10 protein-coding genes are annotated in these 14,263 nt (G+C 71.8%); 3 read left to right on the forward strand and 7 right to left on the reverse strand.

Features of this window, described 5'->3' with window-relative positions:
* Positions 1-73 precede the first annotated feature (73 nt).
* The 7 genes from ACFC09_RS18815 to ACFC09_RS18845 form a co-directional block, all read right to left on the reverse strand.
* Entirely contained in the window at positions 74-241 is a 168-nt protein-coding gene (locus ACFC09_RS18815; RefSeq protein WP_376529409.1) for a hypothetical protein, read from the reverse strand.
* A 303-nt stretch (positions 242-544) separates the two neighbouring features.
* A complete protein-coding gene (locus ACFC09_RS18820) occupies positions 545-1,099 on the reverse strand; it encodes an AAA family ATPase (protein WP_376529412.1) in 555 nt (184 codons plus the stop codon).
* 301 nt (positions 1,100-1,400) lie between these two features.
* On the reverse strand, positions 1,401-2,045 hold the full coding sequence (locus ACFC09_RS18825) for an HAD family hydrolase (protein WP_376529415.1): 645 nt from the start codon (positions 2,043-2,045) through the stop codon (positions 1,401-1,403).
* On the reverse strand, positions 2,042-3,190 hold the full coding sequence (locus ACFC09_RS18830; RefSeq protein WP_376529418.1) for a hypothetical protein: 1,149 nt from the start codon (positions 3,188-3,190) through the stop codon (positions 2,042-2,044). The genes ACFC09_RS18825 and ACFC09_RS18830 overlap by 4 nt, the downstream gene beginning before the upstream one ends.
* Positions 3,191-3,252: 62 nt before the next feature.
* The gene (locus ACFC09_RS18835; protein ID WP_376529421.1) at positions 3,253-4,923 is read right to left on the reverse strand and encodes an amino acid adenylation domain-containing protein; all 1,671 of its coding nucleotides are present in this window, start codon (positions 4,921-4,923) and stop codon (positions 3,253-3,255) included.
* Between the two features lie 32 nt (positions 4,924-4,955).
* Positions 4,956-5,693, reverse strand: a complete 738-nt coding sequence (locus tag ACFC09_RS18840) for a thioesterase II family protein (protein WP_376529423.1) — start codon at positions 5,691-5,693, stop codon at positions 4,956-4,958.
* Positions 5,694-5,744: 51 nt separating this feature from the next.
* Entirely contained in the window at positions 5,745-5,993 is a 249-nt protein-coding gene (locus ACFC09_RS18845) for an acyl carrier protein (protein ID WP_376529426.1), read from the reverse strand.
* A gap of 353 nt (positions 5,994-6,346) precedes the next feature.
* Here ACFC09_RS18845 and ACFC09_RS18850 point away from each other — a divergent pair, with 353 nt between their 5' ends.
* The 3 genes from ACFC09_RS18850 (at position 6,347) to ACFC09_RS18860 (ending at position 14,254) form a co-directional block, all read left to right on the forward strand.
* The gene (locus ACFC09_RS18850) at positions 6,347-7,591 is read left to right on the forward strand and encodes an acetyl-CoA carboxylase biotin carboxylase subunit family protein (protein WP_376529429.1); all 1,245 of its coding nucleotides are present in this window, start codon (positions 6,347-6,349) and stop codon (positions 7,589-7,591) included.
* Positions 7,592-7,862: 271 nt separating this feature from the next.
* Complete coding sequence (locus tag ACFC09_RS18855; RefSeq protein WP_376529432.1) at positions 7,863-11,045, forward strand: amino acid adenylation domain-containing protein; 3,183 nt, start codon at positions 7,863-7,865, stop codon at positions 11,043-11,045.
* Positions 11,042-14,254, forward strand: a complete 3,213-nt coding sequence (locus tag ACFC09_RS18860; RefSeq protein WP_376529435.1) for an amino acid adenylation domain-containing protein — start codon at positions 11,042-11,044, stop codon at positions 14,252-14,254. Before ACFC09_RS18855 ends, ACFC09_RS18860 begins: the two co-directional genes overlap by 4 nt.
* Positions 14,255-14,263 lie beyond the last annotated feature (9 nt).

Raw genomic sequence — 14,263 nt, forward strand, 5'->3', positions numbered from 1 at the left:
GCCGTGGCGATGGTCTTCTCCTGTGCGGGGAGTGATCGTTCCCCGTGGTGGGTGAGGTGTCGGCCTCACGAAGTCAGCGCAGGGCCTGGGCGAAGGCGGAGCGGTTGGCGGAGGTGTAGTCGTATTCCCGCTCGGACCACGCGATGCGTGCGGTGATCAGCTCACTGCCGGTGGCAGGCTGTCCAGGGCCGGTGAGACGTTCTCGCCACCATCTGGCGTTACGTACTTGGCGGTCGAGCATGGCGTCGACGAGATTCCCACGGGCGGCGGCGTCGAGTCCGTAGGCGTCGGTGAGGATTCGTACACGAATGCCGATGCCGCTGTGACGGGTCGGCGGACCGTGTCACCGCACCTCACGACTCCCTGGGTCACGCGTCCCCCGGGCAGGGGCACTTCGTGGCTCTCGGCGTCGTCTCTGTGTACGTGCTGTCCTTTGTTGCCCACTTACCGACGTCACGGACCGCTGTGTACCCGCTGACGGGTGGTGGCCTGATGGCGCCGAGGTCGTGCTGTCGGTGATCGCCGGAGCTTGTCGGGCGGAACGTCAGTCGCGCCTGCCGGCGAACGCTGCGATCTCTTCGAGCCCGGGGGTATATCCGTCGGTGGTGTCGACCTCGATCCAGGGGGCGTCCATCGAGACCCGGTTGAATTCACTGTGGCTGAGCGCGTGCGCCACAGCGTCGCCCTGCGGGGCGTCCTCGTGCGCTCTGCGTACGGGGTTGTCCTCGAAACGTCGCTGTTTCCGCTCCAGCGCCACGTTCGGGTCGACCACGCAGTGAACGATGCGGATCCGGGCCAACGGGCGGAGAGGCTCCAGACCGGGCCGCCACAGACGGTCCTGGAAGGCTGCCTCCGCGACGGTCGTCACGCCGGACTTGAGCAGCAGCTCCAGAACTCCGAAGAACGTCGGCAGTGTGCGCATGCTCAGTTCGTCCGCGGGTCCCGGCTCGAATCCGGGGGTGGCATGCACCATGCCCTCCTTGATTTCGTCCCGGCAGATGGCGGGACATCCCACTGCGCGTGCGATCTCGTGCGCGAGTGTGGTCTTGCCCGCTGCGGGTGGGCCGCTGACGACGACGAGCGTGGGAAGTGAACTCACCCCCATAGAGATAGCAGAGGCGGCAGCCAGCTGCGGCCCAGCCTCATGCAGGCAGTACGCGGCCGTGCTGGTGCCGCCTTCTGATCTGCCCGCGAACGGCGAAGGTGTCGTGTACGGAGATTTCCGGCCGCTGCGGAGGACGCCGGGTGTGTCAGTGGCCGAGGGGGCGCCGCGGCAGCGGGGACGAGTACACGACGCTGGTCGTGACACTGCCGCTCCCGGCACAAGTGCCCAACGCCTGCCGACGGCTCAAGGACACGGATCCTGGACTGTGACGGGTACGGCACCGCGCCCGCCACCGTCACGCGTCGGTGGCGATCAGTCCCGGCAGGGCGTTCATGTCCCCGAAGACGCGGACTCGTTGGGAACACCGGGTCTCGTCGTGCCGGTCAGGCCGGTACCAGTAGACCCGGAGACCGGCGTCGTGGGCGGAGCGCACTCCCACCTCGCTGTCCTCGACCGCGACGACGGTCTCGGGGTCCACCGCCAGCAGTTCCACCGCTTGCCGGTACAGCCCGGGGTCCGGCTTCCAAGTCCCCAGTTCGTACGCCGAGAAGTGGGAGCCGTCGAAGAAGCCCGCGAGACCGGTCCGGCGCAGGCGGTCCTCGATCATGCTCAGGGGCGAGTTCGATACGACGTACCGGCGTGCTGTGATCTCCCGCAGTGCCTTTGCCATCCCGGGCGTGGCGCGCAGCCGGGTCCCCAGGTACCGCTCGGCGATTTCCCTCACCTGTGCCACCGCGTCGTCCGGCAGTGGGGTGTCCGTGTGCCGTCCGATGATGCCGACCGACTCGCTCATGCGGCGGCCCGCGACCAGTTCGGCGAAGCCCTCGGCCGGGACCCGGGCGTGCACGCTCTCGGCGAAGTCGAGCAGAGCCCGCACTTCGGCGTCCTGGCTGTCGACGAGCACGCCGTCGAGGTCGAACAGCACGGTCTGCGCGGTCATGCGCCGAGACCGTTCCGGCGCAGGAAGGCGTCGTAGCGTTCGGCGAGTTCCGTCGCCGCGGCGCGTGAGTCGGTGACCTTCAGCTCCGAACAGTGGTAGCCCAGCATGTTCCGCATGACCACCATGCGTTCGTCGGTGAAGTGGACCGTGCCGTTGGCTGCCACGCGCTCGATTCCGTCCAGCTTCTGGCACTGCCGGTTGACGGCCTCTGCCGCCGCGGGGCCGATGCCGGACGGCAGGTCGAGCCGTACGCCGTCGCGCGACACACGCACCGGGTAGCCGCCGACCATTCCGCCCGGAGCGGGTGCGTGCAGGGAGCTCTCGCTGCGGGACAGCAGTGCGAGGAGAAGGCGCGCAGCGGACGTGGCCGTCAGCTGCTGGCCTTCTTTGCCGCCCTGGCGCCGCAGTCCGCCGGCCAGCCGCGCGTACGCCGCGTCGGCGTCGATTTCTGCCTTCGTCTCCCCGACGGACACGTCGAGCAGGTGCGGAATGCCGTGCGCCTCGCCGAAGCGGTGCACATGGTGGCTGAAGTAGTGGTGTCCGACGGCCTTCACGCCGACCTCGGCCGGGGACACGCCCAGTTCCTCGGCGGCCGCCCAGGTGATGCCGGGCACGATGTTGCCGATGTTGCCGATACCGACGTCAGGTGCGAGGCCGATGGTCGCCAGCGCGGGGCCGACCGCGTCGGGGTAGGCGCCGTTGACGACGACGGCTTCCGACTCCGCGACCCGCACGGCCTGCATCAACTCGTAGGCGAGCGTGAGGTGCATCGGCAGCCACGGGCCGAGCTGCGCTTCGTCCAGGCGTCTGAACAACTCGCCGGGCAGATCCATGATGGCGCGGGCGGCCTGGACGGACGCGCCAAGGAAGACGATCGTCGGCTGGATGCGCCGGAGTTCCTCCGCGGTGCGGTCCACGTCGGCCATGTCGAGCGCGACCGCCTCGATCTCTCGCGTGCGGCCGAGGTTGCCGGCCGCCAGCTTCGTCAGGTTCGCGAAGCGGGTGGCTCGCTCCAGTGAGCGGCTCGCCAGGACGATCCGCGTCTCCGGTTCCGCGCTCGCGAGCAGATGACCCAACCGTATGGTGAGATCACCGGCACCGATGAGGAGGATCCTCGGTTCCTCACCGGTCGTGGTGCCTGACATGTCTCCTCCGGAACGAGTCGAAGTGGTGGTGGGCGTGTGCGCCCCGGCCGGGTGCTCGCTGCTCAGCCCGGTGTCTGCTCCGGGTCGGGGGCGGGCAGCGACCGGCGGTCGATCTTCCCGTTGGCATTGAGCGGGAACGCCTCCCGGTGCAGGAAGCGGCTCGGCAGCATATAGAGCGGGAGCCGGTCACGGAGGAATCCCGTGAGTTCGGCGGGTGCGGTGACCGCACCCGTGTAGTGGGCCACCAGCGTCGCCTCCGCCCCGGCTTGGTGGGCGACCACGACCGCCTCGCGGACCGCGGGATGGCACGTCAGCTGCGCCTCGACCTCGCCCACCTCGATGCGGTGGCCGCGAACCTTGACCTGGTCGTCCAGCCTTCCCAGAAAGACCAGGCCGTCGCCCTCTTTGCGGACCAGGTCGCCGGTCCGGTACCAGTCCGTTTCGCGGACCGTCTCGCCGGCCGGCACGACGAAGGCGGCCCCACCGGACCGTCGGCGCAGGAAGCGGCTGTCGTTGTCGGCCGGGTCGAGATAACCGGCGAACCGCTGCGAGCCGCGCAGACACAACTCGCCGGTCGGCGCGGGCCGCCCGTCCTCCCCGAGGATGATGCTGTCCAGGTGCGGCAGCACCTCGCCGATGGGCATCGTGCCGTTGGAGCCGGCGGCGACGAGCCGGCCGTTGCCGCCCAGGTTCTTGTGCACGCACACGACGCTCATCTCGGTGGGTCCGTACATGTTGTGCAGTTCGGCGTTGGGCGCGGCCTCGGCCCACTGCCGCGCCTGTTCCGCGGTGAGCCGCTCCCCGCCCAGCATGACCTTGGTGAGGCTCGGCATGGAGCCCGGGGCGAGCGAGCCGGTGCGTTCGGCGATGCTGCCGAGGGACGGGACGCAGAACCAGTGCGTGATCCGCCGGTCGTTGACGAACCGGGAGGGCCGCAGTACGTCGTTGGCGCGGGGCACGACCAGGGCGGCTCCGGCGGCCCAGGTCACGAACATCTCGTAGACGGCCACGTCGAAGGAGAACTCGACGTTCTGGGAGGTGCGGTCCTCGGGGCCGAGACCGCAGGCGTCAACGGCCCAGTGGATGAAGGGCACGATGTTGGCGTGCCGGATGGGCACACCACGCGGCGTGCCGGTGGAGCCGGAGGTGTACAGGATGTAGGCGGTGTCGTCCGGTCCGGGCGCGGTGGTCCCCGCGCGCTGGCGATCCTCGCCGGCGCCGACGCCGGCCGTGCCGCTCCTGCCGGCGTCGGGCCCCGGGCCGCCCTCACCACCCATGCCGTCCTCGCCCGGCGCACCGGCCGCGCTGTCGGTCACGCGTGCGAGCGACGCCTCGTCGACGAGCAGGAACCGTACGCCGAGGTCCGGCGACGCCTCCGTCCTGGCCTGCCCTCGCAAGGAGTCGCCGATGACCACGTCGAGCGCCCCGTCCTTGACGACGGCCAAGTGCCGGGCGGGCGGGTGTGCGGGGTTCAGCGGAACCGCGGCCGCGCCGAGACGCAGCGCGGCCAGATAGCCCGCGTAGGCCGTGAGGCTGCGGGCGGCCAGCAGTCCCACTCGCTCCGGGCGGTGGCCGACGTGGCGCAGAATCCTTTCGGCCAGTCGGTCCGACAGCCGGTCCAGCTCCGCGTAGGTGAGTTCCCGGCCGCCCACTTCCAGCGCGATGCGGTTCGGGTGGCGTACGGCGGAGGAGGCGAACATCTCGTGGAGTGTCGAGGGGGCGGCTTCGGCCACGGGCGACTCCTTCTGTTGCGTCCCGGTGGCCGTCACGCCAGCTCCTCGACGGTCCGCAGGACGGTCGGCCAGGACTCGGTGAGGTACATGTGGCCGCCGGGCAGTTCGACGGTCCGGAAGGCCGCCGAGGTGTAGGCCGTCCAGTCCTGCCAGTCGGCGACCGGTACGGTGGCGTCGTCGGCGCCGCGGATCGCCGTGAGGGCGATCGGCAGTGGTCGTCGCGGCTGCGGGTGGTATCCGTCGAGCATGGCGATGTCCGCGCGCAGGGCGGGCAGCAGGAGGTCGCGGAGTTCCGGGTCGGCGAAGGCTTCCACCTGCCCGGTCAGCTCGCCTAATTGGGCGACGGCCTGCTCCGGATCGGCGGACAGCCGCTGGGGGCGGCGCCGTCGTGGGCTCACCGAGCCGCTGACCACCAGGTGCCGGGGCAGCGGGCCGCCGGTTTCCCACAGGTACCGGGTCGCCTCGTAGGCGAGGACGGCGCCGAGGCTGTGACCGAAGATCACGAAGGGAGTTCCGCCGGCGTCCCTGACGACCCGTCCGGCGACGTCCTCGGCGGCCTCCCGGACGGTGCGGTGGAACGGGACGGTGAACTCCTCCTCGCGTCCCGGTAATTGGACCGGTATCACGTCGAGGACCGCGCCGGGTGCCTGCCGCCATCCCCGGTACACGCCGGCACCCGCCCCCGCATAGGGGACGCACATCATCCGTACCGGGCGTGGAGCGGCCGGTTCAGGGAGGGGCATGGCTTCCGCGACGTGCGGAGCGGACACGGGGTTCCTCCGATCGCGGATCTTCTTTTCCTGGGCCCGGTGGCGAGACATTCAGTGGGTGTCGGGCATGGACCGCAGAAGGTCGCTTATTGCGTGGACGTTCTTGCTTTCCAGGATGTCGAGGAAGTCTATCTCGATGCCCGTTTCCTTATGGATCATGGTGGAGAGGGTAAGGGCCTGGAAAGAATCCCCACCGTTCTCCAGGAAACCCAGGTTCAGGTCGGATTCGGCTCCGAGGACTTTGGTCCACAACGCCTGAAGGCGGTCCGCTCCGTTTTCCGGATCCGGAGTCTGGCTCATCTGGGCTCCTCATCTCATCTCGCACACGACGATTCCGGGACCGGCGCGGTCAATGGATGGAACTGGGCTGTCGACCTTTATGAATGTGGTCGGCACCGCAGGTGGCGAAACTCGACGACAGCAAATGTGACGCACCTCACTCGCCAATCTCGCTGCCTGTGCGGATTGTTCGCGCACGCGAAGGATTGCCGGGCAGTGCGATGAAATCAGCCGAGAGTGCTGGCCGAAAACCGACGATTGCCGAGGTTGATGTCAGTGGCTAGGATCAATTCGCCTCTCATGCGTCTGGGTGCCTTTCTCGTCCTTATGGACCGGGGAGGGGAACCGTCGATCACTTGGGAAGGATTGACCACTTGAGCGATTCACCGGTACTCCTCGCCGTCTACGATGTCGGAAGCCTCGCGCCGCTTCGATTGTCCCAGGTCGCCCGGACCAATGGCTGTAATGTCGTTTTCGTGGCCGCCGACACGGAACATGCGCAGCAGATGATTCCGGTCCTGAAAAGGCTGGGCCGCGTGGTGAACACGGCGGGGCGGACCGAAGCATCGGTCATCGACGAATTGCGCGGATTCGGACCCGCCGGAATCATCACGTTCAGCGAATTCCGCATCGCCGACACCGTCCGGCTGGCCGCCGCCCTCGGCCTGCCCTATCACGCGCCGTCCCTACAGGAGGCCGTCACCAACAAGGACCGTCAGCGGGAACGTTTCGCCGAAGTGGGCCTGGACACCCTCCGGTTCTGCACCGTGACCGCTGTCGACCAGGTGGACGAGGCCATCGCGCGGGTGGGTCTGCCGGCGATCGTCAAACCGGTCGTCGGCGCGTCGAGCCGCAACACGACCGCCGTCGCCACGGCGGACGAGTGCCGTGCGGTGGTTGCGGCGGCGCTCAGCGGCATCGGCGGGCCGGCCGAAACCTCGGTCGTACTGGAGGAGTTGCTGGTCGGCCGGCCGGTCGACGCCCCCTGGGGCGACTACATGGCGGTGGACTGCGTCGCCCGCGGCGACGACGTCCGTCCGGTCTTCGTCAGCAGCAAGTTCGCGCTCGCCGAACCGTTCCGGGAACGCGGCGCCTACGGCGGGCAGTCGGTGGTGCCGGACGACCTGGTCCGGGAGGTGTCCGACCTGGCGTGCCGGGCGGTGGGCGCCCTCGGCGTCCACGGGGTCGCGGACGTCGAGATCAAGCTGACTCCCGACGGCCCGCGCGTGATCGAGGTCAACGGCCGCCTGGGAGCCTGGGTCGACGACCTGGGCGTGCGCGCCGGCGCCACCGTCCCGGCCGACATCGCGGTCAAGGCGGCTCTGGGACGCCCGTACACCACCGCCGATCCGGTGGGGCGCGGCCCCGCCGTCTTCCACTATCTGATCGTGCCGCCGATGGGCGCCTGCCGGGTCAAGTCCGTGCGCGGCCTGAGCGAGTTGCGCCAACTACCCCACGTGGACCGGGTGGTGCCGCTGGCCGAGCCGGGCGCGAACGTCGACTGGCGCATCGGTGCGGCCGGCAACGTGGCCGCGGTGAGCGGAGCCGCGCCCGATCCCGCGGCGCTCGCGGAGACGGTGGCCGCGATCGAGGCCACGGACTGGATCGACTATGAGTGATCCGGTCCCCGCCGGGCCGCTCGCGGTCCCCACGGGGCCGGTCGCGCGGGGTGCCTGCGCCCACGACGGTGGTCGCGCCCGTGCCCGCCGCCCGCGAGTGTCCTGCCTGCCTTCCCCGCCGGGCGCACCGCACTGCCGCCCGCCACGGGGCCCACTCCGTCACTGCCCGGACACGCATCGACTGGAGGCAAGCCGTGATTGACCGCACAGACGGGCTCGGGGTCCGGGGCGCGGGCGCCTCGGGGCGAACGGGGTCTCAGGGACCGGCGCCGTGGGGGAGCGCCGGGTCGCGCGCCGTGAGCCGGGCGCGGACGACGGCCGAGGCGGTGGCCCGGTGACCGCGGACCGGCCGTCCGCGGCCCTCTGGCCGCTGGCGCCCAACCAGGTCGGCGTTCACCTCGCCGACGCCCTGGCCGAGCGGCACGGACTGCATACCGTGGTCGCCGCCTACCGCCTCACCGGCACGTTCGACAGCGAGCTGATCGCAGAGCGCTTCCGTGCCCTGGTGCGCAGGCATCCGGCCCTGTCCTCGCGCCTGGTCGACGACGGCCCGGCACTCGGAATGACCCGGTCGGACACCGCCCCGGAATGGCGTGAGGAGACCCTCCCTCCCTCGGCCGGGGGCGACGCCGGCGCGCGTCGGCGGCTGGAGGAGTGCCTGCGCCCGATCGACACCCGGCACGGGCCGCTGATGAGAGGCGCGCTGTTGCACCACCCGGACGGCGGCGCCGACCTCCTCCTGACCGCCAGTCACCTCGTGGTCGACGACCTCGCCATGGAGACGGCCGTGACCGAGGTGCTCAGCGGTGACACGACGAGGACCCCGGGCGACTATCCGGCCTGGGCGGCGGCAGCGGCCGACGCCGCGCTGCGCGGCGCCGACCGGGCGGCCGACCGCCGCGCGGTACTATCCGCCCTCCCGCTCGGCACGGAACCGGAATGGGGATGCGGCGACGGCGACGTGGCGGAGGCCGACGGCGGAGAGACGCGGTTCACCGTCCCGGACGACGTGTGGCGGAAACTGGCCGACACCGCCCGTGCGCTGGGCATCACCCGCTACTCGGCGCTGACCGCCGCGGTGGGGCTGGTCCTCGCGCGCAACGGCGGCACTCACGCCTCGCTCGTCGGCAGCTTCGTCAGCCGTCGGCCGGCCGCGCAACGGCACACCATCGGCTACTTCAGCAACACCGTCCCCATCCCGGTGCGTGTCACGGAGGACGCCACCGTGGCCGACTTCCTGCGCGCCTGCCACCGCCAGAGCCTCGCCGCCTACCGCGACGCCGACCTGCCGCTCTTCGACATCCTGCCCGTCGGCCACCAGAGCTCCGGCGCCGGCACGCTGACCGCCGCAGTCGCCCCAATGTGGAACCCGCCGCCCCTCCACCTGCCGGGACTGACCGCCCTACCGCTCCCGCACCCCTTCCCGGGCGCCGCGAAGTTCCCGCTCCTCTGCTACGTCGACATGGCGGCCGAGGGCGCCGCGCAGGGACTGCTCCAGTTCCGTCACCGATGGTTCTCACCCGGCGGGGCCGCACAGTTCACCCGCCAGCTCGTGGCCGTCCTGCGCGACTTCGCCGAACACCCCGACGCGCCCCTGTCGACCGTGACCGCCCTCGGGGACGCGGACCGGCGGCGCGTCATGGACGTTGCCCGCGGCGCCGCCACCGACCCCGAGGAACTGTCCCTGCCCGCGCTGTTCGCCCGGCGCGCCGCGCGCTCGCCCGACCGCATCGCCGTGAACGACGGGAAGACGGCCCTGCGCTACGCCGAGGTCGACGAGCGTTCCGACGCGGTGGCCCGTGCGCTGGCCGAGGCAGGGGTACGGGCCGGGGACCGGGTGGGCGTGCGCATGGAACGCTCCTGCGACCTTGTCGTCGCCCTGCTGGGCGTGCTGAAGACGGGAGCATCGTACGTACCGCTGGACCCCTCCTACCCCGAGGCGCGGCTGGCCTTCATCGTCGGCGACGCGGACGTGCGGGTCGTCGTCGGCGACGCGGAGTCCCGCCCGGCGGACACGCCGGATCACATCCGCTGGCTGTCGGTGACCGAACGGCCACGGGATCCGGCACGACCGCTGCCCGCCGTCGCCCCGGACGTCCCGTGCTACGTCATCTACACGTCCGGGTCCACCGGCCGGCCCAAAGGTGTGCTCGTGACGCACAGGAACGTCACGGCGCTGCTCACCGCGACGCGGGACGACTTCGGCCTCGGCCCCGGTGACGTGTGGTCGCTCTTCCACTCGTTCGCCTTCGACTTCTCCGCCTGGGAGATCTGGGGCTGCCTGCTCACCGGCGGGCGGCTGGTGATCGTGCCCCGAGCGGTCTCCCGCAACGCCGAGGAGTTCCACCGGCTGCTTCAGGACGAGGAAGTGACCGTCCTGAGCCAGACCCCGACCGCGTTCGGGCTGCTGCTCGGCACCGACCGCCTGGCCCACGGACTCCTCTCGGTCCGCCTGGTGATCTTCGGCGGCGAGCCGCTGGACACCCGCACCCTGCTGCCCTGGTTCCAGTGGTATCCCGCGGTGCGCGTGGAGAACATGTACGGCATCACCGAGACGACCGTGCACAGCACCACCCACACGGTCACACCCGACGACGCCCGTACCGGCAGCCGCGTGGTCGGCCGTCCGCTGCCCGGCTGGGACGTGTACGTCCTGGACGCGTACGGCCGCCCGGTGGCTCCCGGCGTCGCGGGAGAGATCTACGTCGGCGGCGCGGGCGTGGCGCAAGGCTATGTCAACCGGCCCGAGTTGACCGCCGAGCGCTTCACCCGCGACCGTCACCCGGACGTGCCCGGCGGCCTGCTGTACCGCAGCGGTGACAAGGCCCGCTATCTGCCGAACGGGGAGCTGGAACACCTGGGGCGACTGGACGCGCAGGTGAAGGTGCGCGGTTACCGCATCGAACTCGGCGAAGTCCGCGACACCCTGCTGCGGGATCCCGCCGTCACCGCCGCGGCGGTCGTCGTCCACGGCACCGGTACCGCCGAAGCCCGCCTCGACGCCTACGTGGTGCTCGCACCGGGACACTCCACCAGCGGGCTGCTCCAGCGCGCGGCGGCCCGCCTGCCCGAATACATGGTCCCGCAGACGGTCACCGCACTCACGGCCCTTCCCCTCACGGCCAACGGCAAGCTCGACCCCACGCTCCTGCCGGCCCCAGACCTGGACGCCGACGTCCGCACCGCCCCGGGCGACGCTCCCGGCGCCGCCGGCGACGTCCTCGACCGGGTCATCGGCGTCTGGCGCGACATGCTGGAGACGCCCGTCGCCCCGGACGACAACTTCTTCGAACTCGGCGGCACTTCCCTGCTCGCCCTGCGTCTCAAAACGGCGCTGCGCAGCGCCGGCCTGCCCGAACTGGCTCTCAAGGAGGTCATCCGCCACCCCACCCCGGCGGCCATGACCGCACTGCTGCGCTCCAGGACCGCCATCCAGCGGGAGAACGCCGGATGAGCCGCCCCGCCACCCCCGGTCAGCTGCGCTTCTTCCTGCTGGACCAGCAGGACGGCGGCGCCGCCCGCACCCTCGTCAAACGAATCACCGCGGACGGGACGGCCGACCCCGAACGGCTGCGCAACGCCCTGCGCGCGGTCGTCACCGCCCACCCGGCGCTGCGCACCTCGCTCCACCTCGACGCCACCGGACTCCTCCAGCAGGTTCACGAGCCGGACGCGGTGGACACGGTGATCCGGCAGACCGCCGATCCGGACGCCCTGGTGGAGGCGGAATCCACCGCGCTGGCGGTGCCCTTCGAACACGGCCGCGGGCCGCTGTGCCGGATCCGGGCGCTGGTCGGCCCGCAGCGCACCCACTGCCTGATCGCCGTGCACCACGCCGTCTTCGACGACGATTCCACGGCCCTCCTGCTGTCGGCCCTCACCCATGCCTACGCCGATCCCGACGCCTCCGAGCCGTCCGCCGCCGGACCGGGCGACGACGACCAGGCACCGCACACGGACCGGGAACGGCTGCGCGCCTTCTGGCGGCGGTACCTGGACGGCAGCCCGCAGCGGACCGAACTGCCCTGGACCCGACCGGCGACCAGTCGGCGCAAACGGACCACCACCCTGGACCTGCCACCGGAGATCTGCGACCGCCTCCGGCGACGCACGCGGACCACCGGCGCCAGTCCCTTCGCCCAGTTCCTCGGCGCCGTCTGCGCCGTGACGGCCTGGTACCTGGACCGGGACGACGTCGTCCTCGCGGTCCCGGTGAGCGGCCGGAAGGACGGCGGCGCCCAGCGCATCGGCTGTCTGCAGAACACCGTCCCGGTGCGCGTCGGCCTGGCCGGGACGGACACCTCGACCGTGGTGGACCGGGCGACGGACGCACTGCTGGACGCGCTGGACCACGCGGAACTGCCCTTCGAGGAGATCCTGACCGGCGTGAACGCCGCCCGGGAGCACGGCCGCAAGCCGCTCGCCCAGATCCTGTGCACCGAGACCGTACCGGTGCCGCCGGCCGAGGCGGCCGGCCTGCGCTGGACGATCGGCGAGACGAGCACCGGGGAAGCGGAGTACGACTGCTGTCTGGCCCTGTGCCATCTGCCCGACGGCGGGATGCGGCTGGAACTCGTCCACCGCGATGGCGCCCTGCCCCCGGAACGTGCCCTCAACACCCTGGACCATGTCGCCCGTCTCCTCGGGCAGCTCACCGAGGACCCGGTACGCCCGCTCGCCGACGTCGAGCTCCTCGGTGAGGCGGAGTCGGCCGAACTGGCCGTGCTCGACGGCGGCGTCCTCGTCCCCGACCCGCGGCCGGTGCACGAACTCGTCTTCCGCCATGCCCGCGGCACCCCCCACGCCATCGCCGTGACCGCTGGTGGCCGCACGCTCGACTACGCGGCCCTGGCGCAGCGATCCCGCACAGTCGCCCGCTCACTTGAGGAGCACGGTGTGCGGCCCGGGGACCGGGTGGGCATCTGCCTGCCGCGGGGCACGGACCTGGTGGTGGCCGTACTCGCCACGTGGCAGGCAGGCGCGATGTACGTGCCACTGGACCCGGAGTACCCGGCCGACCGGCTGCGCTTCATCGTCGAGGACACCGCTCCCGCCGTCGTCCTGAGCGACCGACACCTGCCGCAGACGCTACGGGAGACGCCCGGCGTCCTGCCCCTGGACATGGACGCCCTGCTCGCCATCGCGCCCGGGACCGGCGACGCACAACCGGAATCCGGTGCCGTCGGCCCGCAAACAGGGGCCGAGGGCGCTGCCGAGGGCACCGCCCCGTCGGACCCCGCCGGGCGCGCGTACGTCGTCCACACCTCCGGCTCGACCGGTCGGCCCAAGGGCGTCGTCGTGGGCCACGCCCAGCTGACCGGCCTCTTCGACGCCTGCGACCGGGCCCTGCCCGAGGCACCGGTGACCGTCGCGGGCACCAGTCTGTCCTTCGACATCAGCGTCCTGGAACTACTGTGGCCGCTCACCCGGGGGCGCACCGTCCTGGTGACCGGACACCGGCAGGCGGCCGAACAGGACGTACCGGTCGGCGCGCTGTACCAGTGCACGCCCACCGTCGCCCGGCTGCTGCTCGCCGACCCGGCGGGCCGCGCCCTGCTCGGCCGGCTGGGCGCCCTGCTGATCGGCGGCGAACCCCTCGCGCCCGACCTGGCGGACGAGTTGGCCGCCACCGTCCCGGGGCCCGTGGTCAACTGCTACGGCCCCACGGAGACCACCGTGTGGTCCACCACCTGGCGGGTCACCCGGGGCACGGCCGTCCGGATCGGGCTGCCCCTGCCGGGGGAGTCGTGCCATGTGCTGGACACACTGGGCCGCCGACTCCCGCCCGGGTGCCCCGGCCGGCTGGTCATCGGCGGCCTGGGCGTCGCCGAGGGGTACTGGCACCGCCGGGAGCTGACCGCCGAGCGCTTCGTGTCGCTCGGCGCGGGCCGCGGACGGGGCTACGACACCGGGGATCTGGTCGTGCTCGACAGCCCGGACGGACTGCGGTTCCTCGGCAGGCGGGACGGACAGTGCAAGATCCTCGGCCAGCGGATCGAGGTGGCAGAGGTGGAGGCGGCCCTGCGCGCGGGGGGCGCTCAGGGGGCCGCCGTGGCCCCGAACGCCGACTCCACCCATCTGGTGGCGTTCGTAGCGGACGGTGCGCACGCGGACGCAGGACCGCCGGATGCCGACGAGCCCCCCGGCCCGCTGGCACCCGGCCCGCTCAGGGAGTTGCGTGCGCACGCCGAGGCGTGGCTTCCTCCGGCCGTGGTCCCCGCCGTATGGCTGCGCGTCCCCGCGCTGCCGCAGTTGCCGAACGGCAAACTCGACCGCCACGCCCTTGCGCGATGGGCGGCCGGCCACCGGCCGCAACCGCATGCCGGGCCGCCGCCCCCGGCGGCCGGATCCACCGCGGCACGCCTCTGCCAGGTGTGGGAGACGATCTTGGGCCGGCCCGTCGGGGACCACGACGCGACCTTCTTCGAACTCGGCGGCACATCGCACGGGGTGCTGCGGGTCCTGGCGGCGCTGCGGGCCGGCCATCCCGGTCTCACGGCGGGCGAACTGTTCCGCCACACCACCGTGCGCACCCTCGCGGCACACCTCGACGGTGCCGCCGAGGCCGGCGGACCCGCGGCTCGGGGCGCGTCCCGGGGCCGTGACCGCTCCCGCGCCCTGAGCGGCTGGCGCGCCGGCCGACGGCCCTCATCGACCCTCTAGGTACCAGGA

The sequence above is a fragment of the Streptomyces sp. NPDC056161 genome (genome assembly GCF_042268025.1).
Taxonomy (GTDB): Bacteria; Actinomycetota; Actinomycetes; order Streptomycetales; family Streptomycetaceae; genus Streptomyces.

Coding starts and splice junctions, on each gene's coding strand:
- ACFC09_RS18825 (WP_376529415.1), bottom strand. CDS start 2,045: ATGACCGCGCAGACCGTGCTGTTCGACCTCGACGGCGTGCTCGTCGAC.
- ACFC09_RS18845 (WP_376529426.1), bottom strand. CDS start 5,993: ATGAGCCAGACTCCGGATCCGGAAAACGGAGCGGACCGCCTTCAGGCG.
- ACFC09_RS18815 (WP_376529409.1), bottom strand. CDS start 241: ATGCTCGACCGCCAAGTACGTAACGCCAGATGGTGGCGAGAACGTCTC.
- ACFC09_RS18860 (WP_376529435.1), top strand. CDS start 11,042: ATGAGCCGCCCCGCCACCCCCGGTCAGCTGCGCTTCTTCCTGCTGGAC.
- ACFC09_RS18830 (WP_376529418.1), bottom strand. CDS start 3,190: ATGTCAGGCACCACGACCGGTGAGGAACCGAGGATCCTCCTCATCGGT.